At 63.1% G+C, this 22174-nt stretch carries 23 protein-coding genes; 16 read left to right on the top strand and 7 right to left on the bottom strand.

Going from position 1 to position 22174, the window contains the following annotated elements; all coding sequences use genetic code 11:
* The first annotated feature begins 171 nt into the window (after window positions 1–171).
* From hslV to HZB49_RS25220, 5 genes are all read left to right on the top strand, one after another.
* The gene (hslV, locus tag HZB49_RS25240; protein ID WP_291616334.1) at window positions 172–729 is read left to right on the top strand and encodes an ATP-dependent protease subunit HslV; all 558 of its coding nucleotides are present in this window, start codon (window positions 172–174) and stop codon (window positions 727–729) included.
* Between the two features lie 6 nt (window positions 730–735).
* Window positions 736–1224, top strand: coding sequence for a GNAT family N-acetyltransferase (locus HZB49_RS25235; protein WP_291616332.1), 489 nt, complete (start codon window positions 736–738; stop codon window positions 1222–1224).
* Window positions 1221–1823: a DUF2585 domain-containing protein gene (locus HZB49_RS25230; protein WP_291616331.1), complete on the top strand. Its 603-nt coding sequence runs from the start codon at window positions 1221–1223 to the stop codon at window positions 1821–1823. Before HZB49_RS25235 ends, HZB49_RS25230 begins: the two co-directional genes overlap by 4 nt.
* A gap of 41 nt (window positions 1824–1864) precedes the next feature.
* A complete protein-coding gene (gene hslU / locus HZB49_RS25225; protein ID WP_291616330.1) occupies window positions 1865–3166 on the top strand; it encodes an ATP-dependent protease ATPase subunit HslU in 1302 nt (433 codons plus the stop codon).
* Window positions 3167–3363: 197 nt separating this feature from the next.
* The gene (locus HZB49_RS25220; RefSeq protein ID WP_291616328.1) at window positions 3364–4488 is read left to right on the top strand and encodes a hypothetical protein; all 1125 of its coding nucleotides are present in this window, start codon (window positions 3364–3366) and stop codon (window positions 4486–4488) included.
* Here the strand turns inward: HZB49_RS25220 and HZB49_RS25215 are convergent.
* From HZB49_RS25215 to HZB49_RS25205, 3 genes are read right to left on the bottom strand one after another with little or no spacing between them, the layout of a single operon-like run.
* A complete protein-coding gene (locus tag HZB49_RS25215; RefSeq protein WP_291616326.1) occupies window positions 4485–5069 on the bottom strand; it encodes a Smr/MutS family protein in 585 nt (194 codons plus the stop codon). The genes HZB49_RS25220 and HZB49_RS25215 overlap by 4 nt on opposite strands.
* Window positions 5066–6514, bottom strand: a complete 1449-nt coding sequence (locus tag HZB49_RS25210) for an MltA domain-containing protein (protein WP_291616402.1) — start codon at window positions 6512–6514, stop codon at window positions 5066–5068. Before HZB49_RS25210 ends, HZB49_RS25215 begins: the two co-directional genes overlap by 4 nt.
* 55 nt (window positions 6515–6569) lie before the next feature.
* Window positions 6570–7271: a Tim44/TimA family putative adaptor protein gene (locus tag HZB49_RS25205; protein ID WP_291616324.1), complete on the bottom strand. Its 702-nt coding sequence runs from the start codon at window positions 7269–7271 to the stop codon at window positions 6570–6572.
* 421 nt (window positions 7272–7692) lie between these two features.
* On the opposite strand from HZB49_RS25205, the gene secB reads away from it, so the two are divergent.
* Entirely contained in the window at window positions 7693–8178 is a 486-nt protein-coding gene (gene secB, locus HZB49_RS25200) for a protein-export chaperone SecB (protein ID WP_291616321.1), read from the top strand.
* Between the two features lie 2 nt (window positions 8179–8180).
* Here the strand turns inward: secB and dnaQ are convergent, their stop codons facing one another.
* From dnaQ to HZB49_RS25180, 4 genes are read right to left on the bottom strand one after another with little or no spacing between them, the layout of a single operon-like run.
* Window positions 8181–8903 carry a DNA polymerase III subunit epsilon gene (dnaQ, locus tag HZB49_RS25195; protein WP_291616400.1) on the bottom strand — a complete coding sequence of 241 codons (723 nt, stop codon included), beginning with the start codon at window positions 8901–8903 and terminating at the stop codon, window positions 8181–8183.
* Between the two features lie 18 nt (window positions 8904–8921).
* Window positions 8922–9521, bottom strand: a complete 600-nt coding sequence (coaE, locus tag HZB49_RS25190) for a dephospho-CoA kinase (protein ID WP_291616319.1) — start codon at window positions 9519–9521, stop codon at window positions 8922–8924.
* An 18-nt stretch (window positions 9522–9539) separates the two neighbouring features.
* Entirely contained in the window at window positions 9540–10148 is a 609-nt protein-coding gene (locus tag HZB49_RS25185; protein WP_291616317.1) for a Maf family protein, read from the bottom strand.
* A 10-nt stretch (window positions 10149–10158) separates the two neighbouring features.
* Window positions 10159–10998: a pyruvate, water dikinase regulatory protein gene (locus HZB49_RS25180; RefSeq protein ID WP_291616315.1), complete on the bottom strand. Its 840-nt coding sequence runs from the start codon at window positions 10996–10998 to the stop codon at window positions 10159–10161.
* Between the two features lie 414 nt (window positions 10999–11412).
* Between HZB49_RS25180 and hemJ the strand changes: the two genes are divergently transcribed.
* From hemJ to HZB49_RS25130, 10 genes are all read left to right on the top strand, one after another.
* Complete coding sequence (hemJ, locus tag HZB49_RS25175) at window positions 11413–11835, top strand: protoporphyrinogen oxidase HemJ (protein WP_291616313.1); 423 nt, start codon at window positions 11413–11415, stop codon at window positions 11833–11835.
* A 238-nt stretch (window positions 11836–12073) separates the two neighbouring features.
* Complete coding sequence (gene rho / locus HZB49_RS25170) at window positions 12074–13339, top strand: transcription termination factor Rho (RefSeq protein WP_291616311.1); 1266 nt, start codon at window positions 12074–12076, stop codon at window positions 13337–13339.
* Window positions 13339–13911: a hypothetical protein gene (locus tag HZB49_RS25165; RefSeq protein WP_291616308.1), complete on the top strand. Its 573-nt coding sequence runs from the start codon at window positions 13339–13341 to the stop codon at window positions 13909–13911. Before rho ends, HZB49_RS25165 begins: the two co-directional genes overlap by 1 nt.
* Before the next feature lie 245 nt (window positions 13912–14156).
* A complete protein-coding gene (gene mnmE, locus HZB49_RS25160) occupies window positions 14157–15494 on the top strand; it encodes a tRNA uridine-5-carboxymethylaminomethyl(34) synthesis GTPase MnmE (protein WP_291616306.1) in 1338 nt (445 codons plus the stop codon).
* A gap of 140 nt (window positions 15495–15634) precedes the next feature.
* Window positions 15635–17518 carry a tRNA uridine-5-carboxymethylaminomethyl(34) synthesis enzyme MnmG gene (gene mnmG, locus HZB49_RS25155; RefSeq protein WP_291616304.1) on the top strand — a complete coding sequence of 628 codons (1884 nt, stop codon included), beginning with the start codon at window positions 15635–15637 and terminating at the stop codon, window positions 17516–17518.
* A gap of 18 nt (window positions 17519–17536) precedes the next feature.
* The gene (rsmG, locus tag HZB49_RS25150; RefSeq protein WP_291616301.1) at window positions 17537–18208 is read left to right on the top strand and encodes a 16S rRNA (guanine(527)-N(7))-methyltransferase RsmG; all 672 of its coding nucleotides are present in this window, start codon (window positions 17537–17539) and stop codon (window positions 18206–18208) included.
* Between the two features lie 15 nt (window positions 18209–18223).
* A complete protein-coding gene (locus HZB49_RS25145) occupies window positions 18224–19075 on the top strand; it encodes a ParA family protein (protein ID WP_291616299.1) in 852 nt (283 codons plus the stop codon).
* Between the two features lie 145 nt (window positions 19076–19220).
* The gene (locus tag HZB49_RS25140; RefSeq protein WP_291616297.1) at window positions 19221–20111 is read left to right on the top strand and encodes a ParB/RepB/Spo0J family partition protein; all 891 of its coding nucleotides are present in this window, start codon (window positions 19221–19223) and stop codon (window positions 20109–20111) included.
* 143 nt (window positions 20112–20254) lie between these two features.
* Window positions 20255–21316, top strand: coding sequence for a glycosyltransferase (locus tag HZB49_RS25135; RefSeq protein ID WP_291616294.1), 1062 nt, complete (start codon window positions 20255–20257; stop codon window positions 21314–21316).
* A gap of 84 nt (window positions 21317–21400) precedes the next feature.
* A complete protein-coding gene (locus HZB49_RS25130) occupies window positions 21401–22171 on the top strand; it encodes a class I SAM-dependent methyltransferase (protein WP_291616292.1) in 771 nt (256 codons plus the stop codon).
* The last annotated feature ends 3 nt before the right edge of the window (window positions 22172–22174 follow it).

The raw sequence follows: 22174 nt of genomic DNA, 5'->3' as shown, positions 1-22174 counted from the left end.
TTCCCCTATCGAAAACGCGGGTCTTTTAACAGGCTGATACCGCCTTCGCTACTGCGGGATGACGCTCAGACGGCTGAAGTTCGGCCTATGGTGACCGGAATCAGGCCCCCTTTGACCTGATTGTAACCGCTGCCCCAAACCCCTAAATCTGGCGGGAACGCGAGGTATTTCATGCAAGCATCCCCCCAGGAGCCGGCGGTCTGGCACGGCACCACGATTCTGACGGTCCGCAAGGGCGGCAAGGTGGTGATCGGCGGCGACGGCCAGGTCTCGATCGGCCAGACCGTCATCAAGTCCAATGCCAAAAAGGTCCGCAGGCTCGGCAAGGGCGACGTGATCGGCGGCTTCGCCGGCGCCACCGCCGATGCCTTCACTTTGTTCGAGCGGCTGGAAAGCAAGCTCGAGCAATATCCGGGGCAGCTGACCCGGGCCGCCGTCGAGCTCGCCAAGGACTGGCGGACCGACCGTTATCTCCGCCGACTCGAGGCGATGATGATCGTCGCCGACAAGGACGTTTCGCTGGTCTTGACCGGCACCGGCGACGTGCTGGAGCCCGAGGCCGGCGTGATGGCGATCGGCTCCGGCGGCAATTTTGCACTCGCCGCGGCGCGCGCCCTGATCGACAGCGACAAGGATGCCGAGACCATCGTGCGCCGCTCGCTCGACATCGCCGCCGACATCTGCGTCTACACCAACCGCAACGTCACGATCGAGACTCTCCAGGAATAGCGATCGGTGACGCCGTCCCCTTACGTCTTCCGACCGATGACGACGGCCGACCTGCCGATGATCAAGCGTTGGCTGGCGTTGCCGCATGTGCGGGAATGGTGGGGCGAGCCCGCGCAGCAGTTTGCGCTCGTCAGCGGCGACCTCGACGAGACCGCGATGGATCAGTTCCTCGTCGCGGCCGGCGGAAGCGATTTCGGCTACATCCAGTGCTATGACCTGACCGCCTGGAATTCCGGTTTCGGCGAACATCCCAAAGGCACGCGCGGCATCGATCAGTTCATCGGCGAGCCCGACATGGTCGGCCGCGGCCACGGAGCGGCATTCATCCGCGCCTTTGTCGACGAAAAGCTCGCCACCGGTGTACCGCGCATGGTGACCGATCCCGACCCGAAAAATGCGCGAGCGATTCGCGCCTATGAGAAGGCGGGCTTTGCAAGGGATCGGCTGGTCGATACACCAGACGGCATCGCTCTCCTGATGGTACGTGACGCATGACCTCCTCACCGAAGCCTGCCTTCGCTACCGCAGTCCCGGCCTGGCAGTGGTTCGCCATCGCGGCGGCGCTGCTCGCATTGCAGGCGGCGATCCTCAATGCCGCGGGCCGGCTGCCGATCTGCGCTTGCGGCTATGTGAAATTCTGGCACGGCGTGGTGCAGAGCTCGGAGAACTCGCAGCAGATCGCCGACTGGTACACCTTCTCGCACATCCTGCACGGCTTCCTGTTCTATGGCGCGGCGTTCCTCGCCTTCCCGAAGCTCGCCTGGCCCGGCCGCCTCATCATCGCCATGCTGGTCGAGGGCGCGTGGGAGCTGGTCGAAAATTCGAGCTGGATCATCGAACGCTATCGCGCCGGCACGATTTCGCTGGACTACTACGGCGACACGATCGTGAACTCGGTGTCGGACACGCTTTCGATGGTGGCAGGCTTCCTGCTGGCCAGGAAGCTGCCGGTAGCCGCGACGGTAGCGCTCGGGATCTTGTTCGAGCTCGCGCTGCTGCTGCACATTCGCGACAATCTGACGCTGAATATCATCATGCTGCTTTATCCTTTCGAGGCGATCAAGCAGTGGCAAAGCGGCCCGCCGATCCTCTGATCCGGCTTGCCGATCGCCTTGTTCCGACATAGCTAGGACCCATGACCGACTTCTCTCCCCGCGAAATCGTTTCCGAGCTCGACCGCTTCATCGTCGGGCAGTCCGACGCCAAGCGCGCGGTGTCCATCGCGCTGCGCAACCGCTGGCGGCGCCTGCAGCTGACCGGCTCCCTGCGCGAGGAAGTGCTGCCGAAGAACATCCTGATGATCGGGCCGACCGGCGTCGGCAAGACGGAGATCGCGCGGCGGCTGGCCAAGCTCGCCGGCGCGCCGTTCATCAAGGTGGAGGCGACGAAATTCACCGAAGTCGGCTATGTCGGCCGCGACGTCGAGCAGATCGTCCGCGACCTCGTCGAGGTTGCCATCGCCCAGGTCCGCGAGCGCAAGCGCAAGGACGTGCAGGCCCGCGCTCAGCTTGCGGCCGAGGAGCGCGTGCTCGACGCGCTGGTCGGCCCCGGCTCCAGCGCCGCGACCCGCGAGTCCTTCCGCAAGAAGCTGCGCGCCGGCGAGCTCAACGACAAGGAAATCGAGATCGAGACGCAGTCGTCCGGCGGCATGCCGATGTTCGAGATCCCGGGCATGCCCGGCGCGCAGATGGGCGCGATCTCGATCGGCGACATCTTCGGCAAGCTCGGCGGCCGTACCAAGACGCGCCGGCTGACCGTGGCCGACTCCCACGAAACACTGGTTGCCGAAGAATCCGACAAGCTGCTCGACACCGACCAGCTGGTGCAGGAGGCGATCGGCGCCGTCGAGAACAACGGCATCGTGTTTCTCGACGAGATCGACAAGATCTGCGTGCGCGAAAATCGCCTCGGCGGCGACGTCTCGCGCGAGGGCGTGCAGCGCGACCTCCTGCCGCTGATCGAAGGCACGACGGTCTCGACCAAGCACGGCGCGGTCAAGACCGACCATATCCTGTTCATCGCGTCGGGCGCGTTCCACATCGCAAAGCCCTCCGATCTCCTGCCGGAGCTACAGGGGCGGCTGCCGATTCGTGTCGAGCTGCAGGCATTGACCCGCGACGACTTGCGCCGGATCCTGACCGAGCCCGAGGCCTCGCTGATCAAGCAGTATGTCGCGCTGATGAAGACCGAGGGCGTGACGCTCGACATCACCGACGACGCCATCGACGCGCTGGCCGACGTCGCGGTCGCCGTCAACTCGACGGTCGAGAACATCGGCGCGCGCCGGCTGCAGACCGTGATGGAGCGCGTGCTCGACGAGATCTCCTTCGCCGCGCCCGACCGCCATGGCGAGACCATCAAGGTCGATGCCGACTATGTGCAGACGCATGTCGGCGATCTCGCCAAGAACGCGGATTTGAGCCGGTTTATTCTCTGATGTCGTTCCTGCGAAAGCAGGAACCCATAACCACAGGCCGTTGTTGTTGAAGCGAGCTGTGGCTCCAGCCTTCGCGACATCAACTACGGTGGTTATGGATCCCGGCTCGCGCTTCGCTTGGCCGGGACGACAGCGGAGTGCGTTGCGCCTCCCCATCCGTCATGTGATAACGCCCGCCTGATCTCTTCAGGTGGGCGATGAATCTCCGGCTCTGGCAAAATCCCTGGCGGCTGATGCTGGCCGTCAATGCCGCCGTCTTCGTCGGTGTCTTCCTGCACAAGATCGCGCTGCCGCCGTTCGTCCCCTACATCCATCTCCTCGTCGACTACCATTTCGGCTTCACAAAACGTGCGCTGATCGGTGCGGCGGTGGCGCTGTTCACTGCGAAGGTCCCGGTCTGGCTGGTGTTCGCGCTTGCCGGCATCGCCTGGCTGGCCACGCTCGGGCTGTTTGTCCAATTGTTCCGGCGCACCTTCGGCTTCCATCAAGGGCATCTGCCGCTGTTCGTGTTCATGGCCGGCTCGCCGTTCTTCCTGAAGAATTTCATGCACACGCTCGGCCATTTCGACATCTATGGCTGCCTGCTTGCGATCTGCCTGCTGCTGATCCCGGCGCGATCCGTCGCCTATGTCCTGCTGGCGGCGGCGTTCTCAGTCGTGCTGGTGCTGATCCATCACATCCATGTGCTGATGTATGTGCCGACCATCGCGGCCATCGTGGTGCTGCGCCATTACCTGCCGCAGGGCATCACCCGGCGGAATGCGCTTGCGGGCATGGTCGCGCTGGCCATCAGCGGGCCGCTCTTCATCGCCGCGCAGTTCTACGGCACGGTCGATGTACCGCCACAAGCCTTTGTCGATCATCTGCAGAGCCGGATGGCCGATCCCTCGCGCGCCGACCTCCTGAGCTTTGCCTACATCTGGTACCAGCCGTTGTCGAAGGAGATCGCCGACACCTGGGCACGGCTGCCGCATAACATCCTGGGCGTGCCGGTATTCGCGCTCCTGATCTGGCTGCATACGCCGCTGTGGCGCTATTTCGCCGGCCTGATCCGCGCGCTGGCCAGCGACATGCACCGCCGTATCGTCATCTCGGCGCTGCTGATCGTCAGTGCCGGATATCTCGTGATGTTCGCCATCGTGTTCGACTATTCACGCTGGGTATCGAACTGGGCGGTTTGCATGTTCCTGATCCTGCATGCGGTGAAGACGCTGCCGGCTTCGCGCCAGACGCCGCTGATCCCGTCCGACGACACCAAGACCACGATCTTCGGCGCCATCGTCACGCTGATCCCGCGCGTCGGAATCGTCAGGCCGTTCTAATAGCGCGCCCTTCTCACCCGCACATAAAGCGCGCCCTCGCCGCCATGGCCGATATGGGCCTCCTCGAAGCCGACCACGAGCGCACGGAATTCCGGCAACGCCAGCCATTGCGGCACCTGGCGGCGCAGCACGCCGCGCTCGGATTCCACGCCGATCTTTCCCTTGCCGGTGATGACGAGCACGAAGGTGAAGCCCTCGTGATGGGCATGCTGCAGGAAGCCGAGCAGCGCACGGTGCGCGCGGGTCTGGGTCATGCCATGCAGGTCGATGCGGGCGTCGATTTCCTGCTTGCCGCGCGAGAGCTTGGCGCGTTCGCGACGACCGATCGGGGCCAGCGGCGGCGCCTGCGGCTTTTGCGGCGGGGAAATTTTCACCGGCGACGAAGGGCGCGGCGAAGCCGCGGGCGCGACGGCCGGGCTCTCAGCCTCAACCGCGTGCGGCCGGGCAAGACGCGGGCTCTTGCGCAGCGGCTTGACCTGTTTGGCCACGCTCTCCCAAAGCCTGCGCTCTTCGTCGCTGAGGCCACGCCTGCGCCGCAGGCCTGCCGGCAGATCGGGAATTTCGGGAGGCCGGCGCTTCATCGGTCGCGCGACGGCCGGCGACGCTTGTCGTCGCGAACAGGGGCCTCCTTCGGCCGCGCCACCGGCAGGGGGATCGAGGCCTGCGCAGACGCAGCCTGCGTGGCGGCTGCCGCGACCGCAGGAGAAGCCGGCATCGGGGTTTCCTTGGGCGGATCCTTGGGAGCAATCTGCGGAAATAGTCTTGCGATCTTTGCCGATGGCCGCTCATCCGGCACCGGCAGCTTGCGGCCGCGTGCTGCGGGATCGAGGCTCTTCGGGATCAGCATGACAAAGCGTGCATTGTTCTTCAGCCGTCCGGCCACCCTGCCTGCTTCCGCGCCGGCGCCGAAATAGAGGTCGGCGCGTGCAGGTCCCACGATGGCCGAGCCGGTATCCTGTGCGATCATCAGGCGGCGGAACGGCGTCTTCGCGCGCTCCGATTCGATCGGCAGGTCGCCCTCGATGAAGAAGGGCGTGCCGTAGACATGGAGGGCCTTGTCGACCGCAATCGAGCGGCCGGCCGTCAGCGGCACGCCCTGGGCACCGACCGGCTCGTCCTTGTCCGAGAGGTTCACTTCGCGGAAGAAGACATAGGAGCGGTTCTGCCGCCGCAACTCGCCGGCGCCATCGGGATTCTGCTCCATCCACTCCCGGATCTTCTGCATCGACATTTGTTCCCGCGGGATGATGCCGCGGTCGATCAGGACGCGGCCGACCGGCGTATAGGGGTAGCCGTTATGGGCATCGTAGTTGATGCGCACCGTCGAACCGTCCGGCAGCTCGATGCGCGCGGAGCCCTGGATCTGCGCGAACAGGAGATCGGTCTGGTTCTTCAGAAATGCGATCTCCAGCCCGCGGCCTTCGATCTTGCCGTCCTCGATTTCGGCGCGGTCGTAATAGGGCACGAGCTTGCGGCGGCCGATCTTGCGATAGACCGCTCCCTTGTTCGGCAGGCCGACCGAAGCCTGGGTTTGCCCCTTGACGAACAGATTCGAGGGACGCCGGTAAACCGGAACGGGATAGACCTCGTTCTGCGTGCGCGAGCCCTCAATCACCGGCTCGTAATAGCCCGTGACAAATCCCTCGCCTTCGCCGAGACGCGAGATCCGCAGCGGCAGGAAATTTTCCTCGAAAAAGGCCTTGGCCTTCGCACCGTCGGACGGTTCCAGTGCCCGGGCGATGCGGCAGGGATCGCGTAGCGAGGTGCCCAGCGCCTTGGAATCCGGCGCGGGTCCATTCTGCGCCACGATCGGCTGGCAGCTGGTGCGGAACGCCTTGTAGGCGGCGAGATGATCGTCATCGCGCCAGCCGATGACGTCGCTCCAGGCGAGCGGCACATACTGGCTGTTCGGGATTTCCAGCGGCAGTTCGAGCGCCGGATAAGGCAGCGGCCGCTGCTTCGGCTGCGGTTCGGCGCGATGATAACGGGAATGGACGGCGCGCGAATCCGCGCTCGCCGGCAGCATCGCCAACGCCAGCGCGATCAGCCAGCCCACAGCACGAGATCGAATCCCGTGTGGTCTAGCCGGCGCTTCCGGTGCCAACCAGTTTCCAGTTCGGGTCGCGTGAGGCGGTGTCGCGGGCGAACGTCCAGACATCGGTGATATCGGCGACCTTGTCGGGAGTGCCATCGACCACGGTGCCGTTCTTGTCGCGAGTCACGGAGATCATCTGCGACACGAAGCGAACGGTGAGTTGCGCGGCGCGGTCGCGCGCTTCCGCACTGACGAGTTCGGCCTTGTCGATCGAGACGAAGCGCGTTTCGGTCTTCTGGTCATGCTTCTCGCGATCGCGGATCGCGGTGTCGAAGCTCTCGTAGACATCGCTCGACAGGAGGTCGCGCAGCGCACGGCGGTCGCCGTTGGCAAAGGCCAGCACGATCATCTCGTAGGCGCTGCGGGCGCCGGAAAGGAAATGCCGGGGATCGAACGAGGAATCCTGGGCGACGATCGCATCCAGCCCCTGCGCCAGCGGCGTGCCCGGCTCGGCAATGCCCTTCCAGCGGTCGGCCGCCGGTGCGACATCAGCGGTCGGCGCAAGCGGCGCCTGGTCGATCACGGTACCCGGTATCGGCACGACGTTATCCGGCGCACCCGGCGCGACGTTGCGCGGCGAGCGCTCGAACGGCGGCCGCTCATGCCCGGTCCGCTGCCCGAGAACGCTGCGCAGGCGCAGGAAGATGAACACGGCCAGCGCCAGGAAGATGATGGTGTAGATATCCACGTCGCAGTTCGCTTTCTGGTTCTTAAGCCGGCAACGGGTCCGGCGGCAGAGCGTTCCCGTCAGGCGGGGAACGGCCAACTTTACATCACCGATTGAGTCCGCAGCATGTAGGCATGAAATCATGCCCGGCCAATGGCACGTTTTGGCGCAGCCATTGTAGCGCGTTTTGGCTGCGAGGGGAAACCCGATCGTGGCCGGAAATCGCGCATCTTCAATAATTTACGGTAACCCTGGACTGCGCGGCGAGGCACCCTTGTGCGCATCCGCGGCCATTCCGCACGCCATCGCCATCCTCCTCCTTGTGGAGGGGCGCGCGCCTATGATAGCCACTCGCGCCGATCCGGGCATTTTCGCAACCTCATGAGCGAATTGTGGCCTGAAACCGGTCTTTAGGCCCCCGCCCGCTCCAGGAGAGATTTTCATGACCAACGGCAACGGCGCCCCGCAGGAGGGAGCCCCTCCCCAGCTCAACGTTCTGGCGCAGTACACCAAGGATCTGTCGTTCGAGAACCCGAACGCCCCCGGTTCCCTGCAGCAGCAGCAACAGCAGCCGGCGATCAATATCCAGATCAACGTCCAGGCCAACAACATCGCCCAGAACGAGTTCGAGGTGACGCTGCACGTCGACGGCAAGGCCGAGAACAACGGCAAGGTGCTGTTCTCGTTCGACCTCGCCTATGCCGGCGTGTTCCGTATCGTCAACGTGCCGCAGGAAAACCTGCATCCGCTGGTCATGATCGAGTGCCCACGGCTCCTGTTCCCGTTCGCGCGCGAGATCATCGCGACTTCCGTACGCGACGGCGGCTTCCCGCCGCTGATGCTGGATCCCGTGGATTTCGTCGGGCTCTATCGCCAGAACATGGAGCGTCAGCAGGCCGCGGCAGCCGCCCAAGCCAAGCCGAGCTGATTCTAGCCGGCTGCCGGCGGCGCCGGCGGCAGGAACTCGTTCCAGATCGGCTTGTCGCCGAGCGTGGCGACAAAGGCGCGATGCGCCAGCCGATCCTCGTCGGTCACGCGCGGGCCAAGCGGAACTTCACGCTGCCGCCGCGACGTCTCCCCACCGGCGCGAGCCCTGATATCGACGCTCTCGGCGGCCAGGATCAGTTGCGACTGCCGTGCCCCGATCAGGTCGATATAGACCTCGGCCAGCAACTCGGCGTCGAGCAGTGCACCGTGCTTGGTGCGGTGGGAATTGTCGATCGCATAGCGCGAGCAGAGATCGTCCAGCCGGTTCGACACGCCCGGATGTTTCCGGCGGGCGAGCAGCAGCGTATCGACCAGGCGGTCCTTCCCGATCGGCGTGCGCTTGATGCGGTCGAGCTCGGCGTTGATGAAGCTGATGTCGAAGGACGCGTTGTGGATCACCAGCGGCGCATCGCCGATGAAGGCCAGAAATTCCTCCACCACTTCGACGAAGAGCGGCTTGCCGGCGAGGAACTCGGTGGAGAGGCCGTGGACTGCAAAGGCTTCCGCCGGCATGTCCCGCTCGGGGTTCATGTAGCGGTGAAAGCTCTGTCCCGTCGGCATGCGGTTGAACAGCTCGATGCAGCCGACCTCGACCAGGCGGTCGCCGCGCAGCGGATCGAGGCCGGTGGTTTCGGTGTCGAGAACGATTTCGCGCATGGTCCGGATTGCCCTGGAAGCGGCGAATCAAGCCCGCCGCTTCGGCATCTTAGCAACCGCCGCCAGAATGTCCTTGATTTGCGCGCGCACGGGGTCGAGCCCGTGCGAGGTATCCACGACGAAATCCGCGCGCTTGCGCTTTTCAGCGTCGGGCGTCTGCCGCGCAATGATGGAATCGAGTTTCGCGCCATCCATGGTGCCGCGCGCCAGCACCCGCTCGCGCTGCAGTTCCGGCGAGGTCGTCACCACCACGACGGCATCGACGCGTTTTTCGCCGCCGGTCTCGTACAATAGCGGCACATCCACCACCACGACCGGAACGCCGGCCCGTTCGGCATCGTCGAAGAATTTCTGCCGGCCGGCGCCGAGCATGGGATGGACGATCTGCTCGAGCCGCTTCATGGCGGCGGGATCGTGGACCACGCGTTCGCTGAGCTTCTGGCGGTCCACCTTGCCGTTCGCCGTCGTGCCGGGAAAGGCCGCCTCGATCGCGGGGGCCGCCGCCCCCTCGTACAGCTTGTGGACCTCGGCGTCCGCGTCATACAGCGGCACGCCCGCTTCCACGAACAGTTTTCCCGTCGTGGATTTGCCCATCCCGATCGAACCGGTAAGTCCTAGAATCAGCATTTTTCCCGTCGCATTGCTTCAAACACCGAGTAGTCCCTGCCCGCGCAGGAATGCAAGCAAGGGCAATAGCGGCAGACCAAGGATCGTAAAATGGTCGGCCTCGATGCGCTCGAACAGGTGCACGCCCAGTCCTTCCAGCTGGTAGGCGCCGACGCTGGTCGTCACACGATCGCCGGCCGCGTCGAGATAGGTTTCCACCTCGTCATCGCTCAGCCGGCGCATGGTCATGCGCGCAATTGAAACCTCGGACGATAGTATTTTTTCGCCCCGCACTACCGCAACGGCGGAGTGCAGCTCATGCGTCTTCCCGGCCAAAGCGCACAACTGCTCGTGCGCCTGCGCGCGTCCGGCCGGCTTGGAGAACAGACGTTGGCCCAGCGCCAGCGTCTGGTCGGCGCCGACCACGTAGCGGTCTGGCATCTTTGCCGAAACGAACAGCGCCTTCGCCTGCGCCAGCAGCGCGGCGATCTCGCCGGGCTTCTGCAAACCGGACTTCTGCTGGATGGCACGCTCGTCGATATCGGCCGGCACGGCTTCGAAAGTAAGGCCGGCATTTTCAAGCAGCATCTGCCGCGCGCGGCTTTGCGACGCCAGAACCAGCGGATCCTTGCCGCGCCAGATCGTCATGCCCACACGTTCATTCGGCGTGCCGTGTCTTGAGCCGGTCCGCATAGAGCTTCATCACGGCGGCGGCCGTCTCCTCGATCGAGCGCCTGGTGACATCGAGCTGCACCCAGTCGAACTTGGCACTGAGCCGCCGGGCATGGGCAACCTCGTCGGCCACCGCCTGGCGGTCGATGTAATCCTCGTTCGATGGCGTCGCGCCCATGCTGAGCAACCGGTTCTGCCGCACCTGGATCAGCCGTTCCGGTGTCGCATGCAGACTGACCACCAGGGGCTTCTTCAACGTCTCGAGCTGATGGGGCAGCGGAATGCCCGGCACCAGCGGCACGTTGGCGGTACGGATGCCGCGGTTGGCCAGGTAAATCGAGGTCGGTGTCTTCGACGTGCGGGACACGCCGACCAGCACCACATCCGCCTCCTCGAGGCCTTCGACATGCTGGCCGTCATCGTGAATCATCGTGTAGTTCAACGCATCGATGCGCCGGAAATATTCGGCATTGAGCACGTGCTGCGCGCCAACCTTGCCCGTCGTGGCCGCGCCGAGATAGGCCTCGAACAGTTGCATCACCGGCCCGATGATCGACAGGCTTGGAACGTTCATTTCCCTGCACTTGGCTTCGAGGCGATGAACCAGATCCTTCTCGAGCAGCGTGAACAGCACGATGCCCGGCGCTTCCTCGATCTCGTTCAGCACGCGGTCGAGCTGCTTCTGGCTACGCACCAGCGGATAGACATGCTCGACAGCACTGACATTGGCGTATTGCGCGGCAACCGCGCGCGCCACCGTGATCAGCGTTTCGCCGGTCGAATCCGAGACGAGATGAAGGTGAAAATAATTGCCTGAGGTGGGCACCAAAACCCCTGTGTAACCTGTGAGTCGCTGTGGAACTTATCCGCAGCGAGGGCCCATCACGCCCCTGCCCCGGGATAACCCGCCTCTTTCTTCACAGGGCCTCGCGGAAGGACAAGTCCAGAGCCTGATCGCGATGATAGTAAGAAGATGTGGATTTGTCTCTTTATATGCTGACTACAGACCGGGCCAAGACCCTGACTCAAGACGCATTATCCGGATCGAAGGCAACAGGGTTAGAGATCTCTGGGTATGTGAACAAGTACTTCGCGATGGCCGGATAGAATTGTGTGAGTCCTATCAACGTCCCAGACTCTTTAAACCTTAAGATTCATAAATTTATTTGTTTAGGGAAGAGCAACTTTGCGGATATGAATTCGTCCCACGCTTTTCAGGGACGATGATCGAGACTTCGCAATGTACGAGTGGATCAAGGCGCTGCACGTGATCGCGGTCATCTCCTGGATGGCCGGCATGCTGTATCTGCCGCGGCTGTTCGTCTATCACTGCGAAGCGGAGCCCGGCTCGAAACAGTCCGAAACCTTCAAGGTGATGGAGTGGCGGCTCCTCCGAGTGATCATCAATCCCGCGATGATCGTCGCCTGGCTCGCCGGGCTGTACCTAGCCTGGGCGGCGCCCTGGTACACCTCGCCCTGGTTTCACGCGAAATTCGTGCTCGTCATAGCCTTGTCGGGCGTGCATGGATTCTTTTCGCGCTGGGTGAAGGATTTTCGCGCGGACCGGAATACAAGAAGCCAAAAATTCTACCGTCTTATCAATGAAGTACCGACGGTTCTGATGATTTTCATCGTGATTCTGGTGATCGTCAAACCGTTTTGATCACTGCCTGCCTGCTTGCGGATCGCCGATCGATTTTCTATATTGAGGACATCCCACCCCACGCAGGCGGATGTGGTTGCGTTCCGGTTTCTTCAGTGGACCGGCCGCCGCATCAGGTTTGAAGCCTCTCCGGCGCTTTCCTTGCTTAGACCTGCGGACCTTCCTTTTTCGCGTCCGCTTTTCCTCCAAGCCGTCTCGCATCCCTTCCAAACCAAGAACGCTCCACAGGACGACCCCCATGCGGGAAATCAAACTTCAGGACCTCAAATCTAAAACGCCGGCCGAGCTCGTCTCGTTCGCGGAAGAGAACGGGGTCGAAAATGCCAGCACCATGCGCAAGCAGGAGCTGCTGTTCGCCATCCTCAAGCAGCTGGCAATCGCGGAAACCGACATCGTCGGCGAAGGCGTCGTCGAGGTGTTGTCCGACGGCTTCGGCTTCCTCCGCTCGCCCGATGCGAACTACCTGCCCGGCCCCGACGACATCTACGTCTCGCCCTCGCAGATCCGCCGCTTTGGCCTGCGCACCGGCGACACCATCGAAGGCCATATCCGCAGCCCGAAGGAAGGCGAACGCTATTTCGCGCTGCTGAAGGTCAACACGCTCAATTTCGAGGATCCGGAAAAGGCCAAGCACAAGGTCAATTTCGACAACCTGACGCCGCTGTTCCCCAACCAGCGGTTCCGCATGGAAATCGACGACCCCACGCGGAAAGACCTGTCGGCAAGGGTGATCGACATTGTCGCCCCCATCGGCAAGGGCCAGCGCGCGCTGATCGTGGCGCCGCCCCGCACCGGCAAGACCGTGCTGATGCAGAACATCGCGCACTCCATCACCGCCAACCATCCCGAATGCTACCTGATCGTGCTTCTGATCGACGAACGTCCGGAAGAAGTCACGGACATGCAGCGATCGGTGAAGGGCGAGGTCGTATCCTCGACCTTCGACGAGCCCGCGGTGCGCCACGTCCAGGTCGCCGAAATGGTGATCGAGAAGGCCAAGCGCCTGGTCGAACACGGCCGCGACGTCGTGATCCTGCTCGACTCGATCACGCGTCTGGGCCGCGCCTACAACACCGTGGTGCCCTCCTCCGGCAAGGTGCTGACCGGCGGCGTCGACGCCAATGCTCTGCAGCGCCCGAAGCGATTCTTCGGCGCCGCGCGCAATATCGAGGAAGGTGGCTCGCTCACGATCATCGCCACCGCGCTGGTCGATACCGGCAGCCGCATGGACGAAGTGATTTTCGAAGAGTTCAAGGGCACCGGTAACTCCGAACTGATCCTCGACCGCAAGGTTTCCGACAAGCGGACCTTCCCTGCGATCGACATCTCGCGCTCCGGCACCCGCAAGGAAGAGCTGATCACCGATCCGCAGGTGCTGAAGAAGATGTACGTGCTGCGCCGCATCCTCAATCCGATGGGCACGATGGATGCGATCGACTTCCTGCTCGACAAGCTCCGCAACACCAAGAACAACGCGGAATTCTTCGAGTCGATGAACACCTGATGCGCAAGATCGGCACGGGCATCCTGGCGGTTGTTACCGTCCTGGTGTCGGCAGCCGCCGCGTTCGCGCAAGAGAGTTCACGAGTTGTCTACGGGCTGTCGATCCCTGACCGGGTCGGCAGCCTTGTCTATGTGCGGACCGTCGATTTCGAATCGAAGTCGCCCGGGCTTGGTTATGCGCTTCGCTTCGGGGGCAAGCCCGGCTTGATGGTCGACGTCTATCTCTATGATGTCGGCCTGAAGACGATTCCGGCAGATGCGGAATCGGACGCGGTCCGGAATCAGCTGGCGCAGGCGAGGGGCGACGTGTTCGAGCTCGGCAAGCGCGGCACCTATGCCAACGTCGCCGACAAGGGCGACTTCACGGTGCCCGCCACGGGCAAGCCGCGCTTTATCTGCACGAGCTTCGGCTATTTGCGCGGTGAGCGCGTCGATATCGACGTCGAGAGCTACCTTTGCCTGTCCTCCTGGAACAACAAGTTCGTCAAGATCCGGATGACCGGGCCGAAAGGGACGCTGTCGCGAGCGGATGCGACTGATTTTGTGCAGGCCTGGATCGAATTGCTGCGCTAAGACCTGCTGCGGTTTTGCTGCGGCGCGGGTGCAGCAAGGAAATTTCGGGCCTCGGCGGCCGCTATACCTATAAGCGATTGATATATCTTGAACTATTCTGCGCGGCCGCGAGGGCGGGGAAGGCGCCCTGCTCGCGCGCAGCATGAATTGCTGCACCTTTGCTGCAGCAAACCCGCCCCTTGGCCGGCGACGTGACTGACCGGCCGACCGCGTTGCCTTTTCACGGGCGCCGCGACAATTAAGCGATGCATCCGCGGGACGAGACCATCTTTGCACTTTCTTCCGGCCGGGCGCCAAGCGCGATTGCCGTTGTGCGCGTGTCAGGGCCGGAAGCCAGGAAGGCGCTGCTCTCCCTGGCTGGGAAAATGCCGGCACCCCGGATTGCCACGCGGGTGTTGCTGAAGACGGCCGATGGTCAGCCAATGGACGACGCAGTCGTGCTCTGGTTTCCGCACCCTGCCAGCGCCACCGGCGAGGACGTCGCCGAATTCCATGTCCATGGCGGGCGTGCCGTGCTGGCTTCGCTGTTTGCGGCTCTGTCGGCGAAGGAGAACGTTCGTCCCGCCGAGCCCGGCGAGTTCACCCGCCGCGCTTTCGAAAACGGCAAGCTCGATCTCACCGAGGCCGAAGGCCTCGACGATCTCATCCATGCCGACACCGACCGGCAACGCCGTCAGGCGTTGCGCCAGCTGAAAGGCCTGCTCGGAAACAAGGCGCGCGACTGGCGCGCGCAGATCATTGAGGCTTCCGCGCTGCTCGAGGCCGGGATCGACTTTTCCGACGAAAGCGACGTGCCCACTGAATTGATCGCGCCGGCGCTGGCGAAGATCAAAGCGCTGCTGGCCGAGATAGAGAATGTGCTTGGCGCACAGGGCCAGACCGAACGCCTGCGCGATGGTCTCGTGGTCGCGATCGCGGGGCCTGTGAATGTCGGCAAGTCGACGCTGATCAACCAACTCGCACGCCGCGAGGTCGCGATCGTCTCGCCGCATGCCGGCACCACGCGCGACATCATCGAAGTGCAGCTCGATCTCGACGGCTACCCCGTGACCGTCATCGACACCGCGGGCATCCGCGAGACGGAAGATCCTGTCGAGCAGGAGGGCGTGCGCCGCGCGCGGGTGAGGGCAGGGGAAGCAGACCTCGTGCTGTGGCTTGCCGATGCCGTGGGCGCGCCGATCGAGCATCACGGCACGGCGCCTGTCTGGCTCGTTCGCAACAAGATCGATCTCGTCAGACCGGCCGCCGCCGCGGTCGATGGTCAGGGTCGGCCAATGGCCGAGTTCCGGATTTCCGCCCGGAGCGGTGCGGGTGTCCCCGAGCTGATCGCCGCCCTGGTGGGTTTCGCGCAAAACTATTTTGGCGGAAGCGAGGGGGGCTTGATCGCGCGGGAACGGCAACGGATGCTGGTCAAGGACACGGCGGATTCGTTGCGCGGGGCGATCGAAGTCATCGGCAAGGGCGAGGAACTTGCTGCCGAAGAGCTGCGGGCCGCGGCCTATTCCCTTGGCCGGCTGCTCGGCCGGGTCGATGTCGAGGACATCCTCGACGTGATCTTCCGGGAATTCTGTGTTGGAAAGTAATAATCCTTCGTTCAACCGATTAACGAAATGTTTCACGTGAAACAGGGTAGGCGGGAATTGCCGTTTCACGTGAAACATCCCACCTCGTCGCCCCACTTACCGCTTCCGGGTTTGACCGCTCCGCGATAGAAGTCCGGCCCATGACCGCGCCCTCGCAAATCTTCGATGTCATCGTCATTGGCGGTGGCCACGCCGGCTGCGAAGCCGCGGCCGCCGCTGCCCGCATGGGTGCGAAGACAGCGCTGGTTACCCATCGCTTTTCGACCATCGGCGCGATGTCCTGCAATCCCGCTATCGGCGGTCTCGGCAAGGGTCATCTGGTGCGCGAGGTCGATGCCCTGGACGGCCTGATGGGTCGCGTGGCGGATGCCGGCGGCATCCAGTTTCGGATGCTGAATCGCCGCAAGGGTCCGGCCGTCCGAGGACCTCGCGCCCAGGCGGATCGGAAGCTTTACGCCGCGGCCATGCAGGCGGCGATCCGCCAGACGGCCGATCTCAGCGTCATCGAAGGCGAGGCGGACGAGCTGATCGTCAGGGGTGGCCGGGTTACCGGAATCCGCCTGGCTGATGGCCAGGAGTTTTCCGCTGGCGCCGTGGTCATCACCACCGGCACTTTTCTGCGCGGCCTGATTCATCTCGGTGAGAAGAATTGGCCGGCCGGCCGGGTCGGGGAGGCGCCGGCGCTGGGCCTGTCGGCTTCGTTCGAGCGGGCGGGCTTCGCCCTGGGCCGGCTCAAGACCGGGACTCCGCCACGGCTTGATGGGACCACGATCGACTGGTCCGCCGTTGAAATGCAGCCCGGCGACGACCCGCCGGAGCCGTTTTCGGTCATGACCGACCGCATCACCACGCCCCAGATCCAGTGCGGGATCACTCGGACAACGGCGCTCACCCATGAGGTGATCCGCGCCAACGTCCATCGCTCGCCGATGTATTCCGGCCAGATCAAGAGCACCGGGCCGCGCTATTGCCCCTCGATCGAGGACAAGATCGTCCGCTTCGGCGATCGCGACGGCCACCAGGTCTTTCTGGAGCCTGAGGGCCTCGACGACACCACGGTCTATCCCAACGGCATCTCCACCTCGCTTCCCGAGGAGGTCCAGCTCGCCATCCTGGCTTCGATCCCGGGTCTTGAGCGGGTGAAGATGGTCCGGCCGGGCTACGCGATCGAGTACGATCACGTCGATCCCCGGGAGTTGGAGTCGACCCTGCAGACCAGGCGCCTGGCGGGTCTTTTCCTGGCCGGTCAGATCAACGGTACCACGGGCTACGAAGAAGCTGCCGGGCAGGGGATCGTCGCAGGGCTGAATGCCGCGCTGGCCGCCAGCGGTGCCGACCCGATCGTCTTCGACCGGGCGGATGGCTATCTCGGGGTCATGATCGACGATCTCGTCACCCGCGGGATCACCGAGCCCTATCGGATGTTCACCTCCCGGGCCGAGTACCGGCTGACGTTGCGGGCCGACAATGCCGACCAGCGCCTGACCGGCAAGGGCATTGCCTTGGGATGTGTCGGGGCGGCGAGGGTACAGCGCCATGCCGCCAAGATGGCGGCGCTGGAAGCCGCGAAGGCTCTGGCAAAGTCGCTGGCGATCACCCCGAATGAAGCGGCGCGGCATGGGCTCGCTCTCAATCGCGATGGCAACCGCCGCTCGGCCTTCGAGCTGCTGGCCTATCCTGAGGTGGAGTGGGGGATGCTACTGGGCATTTGGCCGGAGCTGTCGGCCGTCGATCCCACCATCGCCGTCCATCTCGAGATCGATGCCAAATATGACGTCTACCTCAAGCGCCAGACCGCCGATGTCGACGCCTTCCGCCGCGACGAAGGCCTGGTCCTGACCGGCATCGACTATGACGAGGTACCCGGTCTTTCCAACGAGGCTCGCGCCAAGCTGCGCGCCCATCAGCCCCGGACCGTGGGACAGGCCGGCCGGATCGACGGTATGACGCCGGCGGCGCTGGGTATCTTGGCCGCCTATCTCCGGCGCGAGGCTCGGCGGAAAAATCTGAAGGCGACGGCCTAGCGTTTCACGTGAAACATCATGGCCCGCGCTTCCCAGAAAATTGACCTCGCTGCCGACAAGGCTGCCGCGCTTGCCGTCACCCCTGTTTCACGTGAAACGGAGGCCCGGCTCGACAGATATGTCGCGCTGCTCCTGGAATGGCAGGCCAAGACCAACCTGGTTGCCCCCTCCACGCTTCCGAATATCTGGACGCGTCATATCTCCGATTCGCTGCAGCTTCTGAGCCTCGCACCCTCGGCCAAGATATGGATCGATCTCGGCAGCGGCGGGGGCTTTCCCGGCGTGGTGCTCGCCTGCGCCTTGGCTGAGACCCCAGGCGCGATGGTGCATCTGGTCGAACGCATCGCCAAGAAGGCCGCCTTTCTGCGCGAGGCGCTTCGCGTGACGCGTTCGCCAGGGGCTGTGCATCTCGCTGACATCGGGGATACTGTGGAAAGATTCGCGGGCCCCGTCGATTGCGTTACGGCGCGCGCGGTGGCTCCGCTACATCAGCTTGTCGGCTTTGCAGAGCCGCTGGTGAAACGAGGCGCTAAGGCCTTGTTTCTCAAGGGCCAAGATGTAGAGGCTGAATTGACCGAGGCTACTAAATATTGGAAGATTGAGCCAAAGCTTCATTCCAGCCGCACGGGCGGACAGGGCTGGATCGTCGAACTCGATCGCATCGAGCGGCGCAACGCTTCCGCGGACTAGCGGGGACGGCCGGCCATGGATGTAATTGACAAGATATATCAAGAGGATAGGTCACCGAAACCGGCGGGTCACCCGCGTATCCTGGCGCTGGCCAATCAGAAGGGCGGTGTCGGCAAGACGACGACCGCGATCAATCTAGGTACGGCGCTGGCCGCGATCGGCGAGCGGGTGCTGATCGTCGACCTCGATCCTCAGGGCAACGCCTCGACCGGGCTCGGCATCGACCGGCGCAGCCGCAGCACCTCGACCTATGACGTGCTGGTCGGCGAAGCGCCCTTGCGCGAATCCGTCGTGCCGACCGCCGTGCCGCGGTTGCACATCGCGACCTCCACCATGGATCTCTCCGGTCTCGAGCTCGAGCTCGGCACCACGCCCGGCCGCGCCTTCCGCCTGCGCGACGCGATCGCGGCGCTGAACCACAACGCAACGCCGGATACCGACTACACCTATGTGCTGATCGACTGCCCGCCTTCGCTCAACCTGCTCACCGTGAATGCGATGGCGGCATCGGACGCGATCCTGGTGCCGTTGCAGTGCGAGTTCTTCGCGCTCGAAGGTCTGTCGCAGCTGTTGCAGACCGTGGAGCAGGTGAAGACCACGCTAAATCCGAACCTGTCGATCCACGGCATCGTGCTGACCATGTTCGACAGCCGCAACAATTTGTCGAACCAGGTCGTCGCCGACGTCAGGCAGTTCATGGGCAGCAAGGTTTACAACACCATGATCCCGCGCAACGTGCGCATCTCCGAGGCGCCGTCCTACGGCAAGCCGGTGCTGGTCTACGACCTCAAATGCGTCGGCAGCGAAGCCTATCTGAAGCTCGCAACCGAAGTGATCCAGCGCGAACGCGAGCTGCGCGCGCATTGATCCCGAGCCGTAGGATGGGTTGAGCGCAGCGAAACCCATCACTGTGTGTGAAGAACGATGGGTTTCGCTGCGCTCAACCCATCCTACGAAAATTGAAGTTTCTGATGCTGGAGTGCTGTGAGTGAATCCAAGGGAGCTGGCGACGATGGCCGACGAAGCGCGTTCGCGATTGGGCCGCGGTCTTGCAAGTCTGATCGGTGATGTCGGCGGCGAGGCCGCGCATGTCGATCGGCCGCGCAACCAGCGCAAGGTGCCGATCGAATTCCTCAAGCCCAATCCGCGCAACCCGCGCCGCGCCTTCTCCGACGCCGAGCTCAACGAGCTCGCCTCCTCGATCAGGCAGCATGGCGTGATCCAGCCGATCGTGGTCCGCCCGGTGAAGGGCGCGCATGACCGTTACGAGATCATCGCCGGCGAGCGCCGCTGGCGCGCCTCCCAGATCGCCGGCCTGCATGAAGTTCCGATCGTGCCGGCGGATGTCAGCGACAGCGACGCGCTGGAGATCGCCATCATCGAGAACGTCCAGCGCGAAGACCTCAACGCGATGGAAGAGGCGCAGGGCTATCATGCGCTGGCCGACGAGTTCAAACGCAACCAGGAAGACATCGCCAAGATCGTCGGGAAGAGCCGCAGCCATGTCGCCAACATGATGCGGTTGACGAAACTGCCCGCCGAGGTGCAGGCCTACATCTCTTCCGGCCAGCTTTCCGCCGGCCACGCCCGCGCGCTGATCGGCGTGCCCGATCCGCTGGCTGCCGCCAAGCGCATCGTCGAGGAAGGTCTCAACGTCCGCCAGACCGAAGCGCTGGCGCACGAGGAGGGCGTGCCGGAGCGCAAGCCGCAGAAGCCGCGCGCCGGCGGCGGCGCAGCAAGGCAGAAAGATACGGACACGCTGGCGTTGGAGAAGCGCGTCAGCGACGCGCTCGGCCTCACCGTGACGGTCAACCACCGCGATCCCGGCGGTTCCGTGCAGATCAGCTACAAGAGCCTCGAGCAGCTCGACGAGGTGATGCGGCGGCTGGCGCGCTCGGCGTGATTTGATGCGACGGGACGATCGGCAGCTGCAAAGGCCTCGAAATGTGCCCGCAAAACGGGCGGCCTTGTTGCCGGTAGGGTGGGGAGCTAATAAGCGGTCCTCTGGGGCCTCCAAATTCCGGACCGGCGGGTAACAGGACCAACATGATGGGGGTGGCGGGAACCACAGCGCAGGTCGTTATCATACCTGCCTACAATCCTCCGCCGGTCTTTGTTGATCTGGTCGAGCAGGTGCTGCAGCGACCACACTGGCACGTCGTGGTCGTGGATGACGGCACGCGAGTTGACCAAAAACCGATCTTCACGGCGCTTTCGTCCGAACGGGTGACCGTCCTTACTCACGCTGTAAACCTCGGAAAGGGTGCGGCGCTGAAGACAGGAATGAACTATGCGTTGAGCAAGTTTGGCCGCGACATCACAGTACTCACGCTCGATGCGGACGGACAGCATCTGGTCAAGGACCTGGAGGCAGTTGCGCAAACGGCCGCGCACCATTCTTCAGCTCTCATTCTCGGGGTCCGGGACCTCGGCTATCACAGAACGCCGCTTCGAAGTTTCGTGGGCAACAAGTTCACGAAAGTTGTCGTTCACGCCCTGGTTGGACTCCGGGTCAGTGACACTCAGACGGGCCTTCGCGCGATGCCTGGCTCCTTTGCCGAAAAGCTCCTCCATTTAGTAAGCAACGGCTACGAATTTGAACTTGAGATGCTTGTTATCGCTCGCCACATGCGGATCCAGATTATCGAGCAGAAGATCGAAACGGTCTATTCCGCCGGAAACAAGACGTCGCATTTTCGGCCTCTAATCGACTCCGTCAGGATTTATGTCGTCCTGCTTCGCTTCATGACGGTCGCGCTGGTCTCGGCCATCGTCGACAACCTCATTTTTCTTTCGCTTCTCCAGGCCTCGACCGACGTGATGTACGCGGAATTTCTCGCGAGATGTTTGACGGTGCCCCTCAATTTCATCCTGCTGAGGAAGTTCGTCTTCTATTCTGCGCTCGACCTGCGTCAGGTCCTGCCACGGTACCTGGGCGTAGTGGCCGCCTTTTTCTGTCTGTCCGTGATCTTTGTATCGATCCGAACGGCCAACGGTTTTTCTGCGGTCTCGGCAAAATTGTTCGTCGAAAGCCTGCTGTTTTTCGCGAACTTCATCATTCAGCGTGATTATGTCTTCGCAAACCGCAGGCGCCGGCATGGAGAATGAAGCGCGAAACCGTTGTTGCAAGCGGCCACTTCCGTCAGCCTCGGCTGACGGACTCGGGGCGTTCCTATTGCGCACAGAGATTCTTTGGCCGATCGTTCCAACCCAATTGATGACCCCTCACGGCGTCTGGAATTAGCACCGATGCGAGACGATCCAAGTTGGCAGGAATGGGAGGCGATGCTCGCTTCGTTTTATGGCGAGCTGAACTATGGCAAGCACGCCGGCGGACGGCTGATGAGCGCCGGCCATGTCTTGCTGGAAGATATGATCAAGGAGCCAAGCTTCGCCAACGTTCTGGAAGTGGGCTCGGGCACCGGCGAGCATCTCCAGTTCGTCAAGCACGATTTCGAGGCCTACTGGATGCTCGATCGCAACCCGGCCATGATCGAGCTTTCGCAGAAGAAGTATCAGGACGAGAAACGAAACATCCAATACAGGCTTGGCGAGGTAGAAAGCCTCCCGTTTGAGGACGAATCCGTCGATCGATTGATCGCTACCCACGTGCTGGAGCACGTGTATCGTCCGCATGCCGTACTGCGAGAGTGGAACAGGGTGCTGCGGCCCGGCGGTTTGATGTCGATACTGATTCCGACCGATCCCGGCATGGCATGGCGGATCGGCAGGGCCTTTGGCACGAGACCGGCGGTGCTGAAGAAGGGTTTGCCTTACGATTATTTCATGGCCCTCGAGCACGTAAATCCCGTCAACAACCTCGTGGCGCTTCTTGAGTACTATTTTCCCGATGGCGCAAAGCGCTGGTGGCCGTTTCGTATCGCATCGATGGACCTGAATTTCTTCTATGCATTCCACGGGCGAAAGCCTTTCGATCAGGCGAAGAAGTTGTCGATCGAATAGTCC

It is taken from the genome of Bradyrhizobium sp. (genome assembly GCF_016219575.1).
Lineage (GTDB): Bacteria > Pseudomonadota > Alphaproteobacteria > Rhizobiales > Xanthobacteraceae > Bradyrhizobium.
Note: the sequence above shows the minus strand (reverse complement) of the source record. Positions and strands in the feature narration are given on the sequence as shown.

What these genes read in the sequence shown, in the direction of transcription:
- hslV (WP_291616334.1), top strand. Translation starts at nt 172, where the DNA reads ATGCAAGCATCCCCCCAGGAGCCGGCGGTCTGGCACGGCACCACGATT.
- rsmG (WP_291616301.1), top strand. Translation starts at nt 17,537, where the DNA reads ATGGCCCGCGCTTCCCAGAAAATTGACCTCGCTGCCGACAAGGCTGCC.
- HZB49_RS25185 (WP_291616317.1), bottom strand. Translation starts at nt 10,148, where the DNA reads ATGACGATCTGGCGCGGCAAGGATCCGCTGGTTCTGGCGTCGCAAAGC.
- HZB49_RS25135 (WP_291616294.1), top strand. Translation starts at nt 20,255, where the DNA reads ATGATGGGGGTGGCGGGAACCACAGCGCAGGTCGTTATCATACCTGCC.
- HZB49_RS25215 (WP_291616326.1), bottom strand. Translation starts at nt 5,069, where the DNA reads ATGAAGCGCCGGCCTCCCGAAATTCCCGATCTGCCGGCAGGCCTGCGG.
- hemJ (WP_291616313.1), top strand. Translation starts at nt 11,413, where the DNA reads ATGTACGAGTGGATCAAGGCGCTGCACGTGATCGCGGTCATCTCCTGG.
- mnmG (WP_291616304.1), top strand. Translation starts at nt 15,635, where the DNA reads ATGACCGCGCCCTCGCAAATCTTCGATGTCATCGTCATTGGCGGTGGC.
- HZB49_RS25230 (WP_291616331.1), top strand. Translation starts at nt 1,221, where the DNA reads ATGACCTCCTCACCGAAGCCTGCCTTCGCTACCGCAGTCCCGGCCTGG.
- HZB49_RS25165 (WP_291616308.1), top strand. Translation starts at nt 13,339, where the DNA reads ATGCGCAAGATCGGCACGGGCATCCTGGCGGTTGTTACCGTCCTGGTG.
- HZB49_RS25220 (WP_291616328.1), top strand. Translation starts at nt 3,364, where the DNA reads ATGAATCTCCGGCTCTGGCAAAATCCCTGGCGGCTGATGCTGGCCGTC.
- coaE (WP_291616319.1), bottom strand. Translation starts at nt 9,521, where the DNA reads ATGCTGATTCTAGGACTTACCGGTTCGATCGGGATGGGCAAATCCACG.
- HZB49_RS25140 (WP_291616297.1), top strand. Translation starts at nt 19,221, where the DNA reads ATGGCCGACGAAGCGCGTTCGCGATTGGGCCGCGGTCTTGCAAGTCTG.
- HZB49_RS25210 (WP_291616402.1), bottom strand. Translation starts at nt 6,514, where the DNA reads ATGCTGCCGGCGAGCGCGGATTCGCGCGCCGTCCATTCCCGTTATCAT.
- mnmE (WP_291616306.1), top strand. Translation starts at nt 14,157, where the DNA reads ATGCATCCGCGGGACGAGACCATCTTTGCACTTTCTTCCGGCCGGGCG.
- secB (WP_291616321.1), top strand. Translation starts at nt 7,693, where the DNA reads ATGACCAACGGCAACGGCGCCCCGCAGGAGGGAGCCCCTCCCCAGCTC.
- hslU (WP_291616330.1), top strand. Translation starts at nt 1,865, where the DNA reads ATGACCGACTTCTCTCCCCGCGAAATCGTTTCCGAGCTCGACCGCTTC.
- rho (WP_291616311.1), top strand. Translation starts at nt 12,074, where the DNA reads ATGCGGGAAATCAAACTTCAGGACCTCAAATCTAAAACGCCGGCCGAG.
- HZB49_RS25145 (WP_291616299.1), top strand. Translation starts at nt 18,224, where the DNA reads ATGGATGTAATTGACAAGATATATCAAGAGGATAGGTCACCGAAACCG.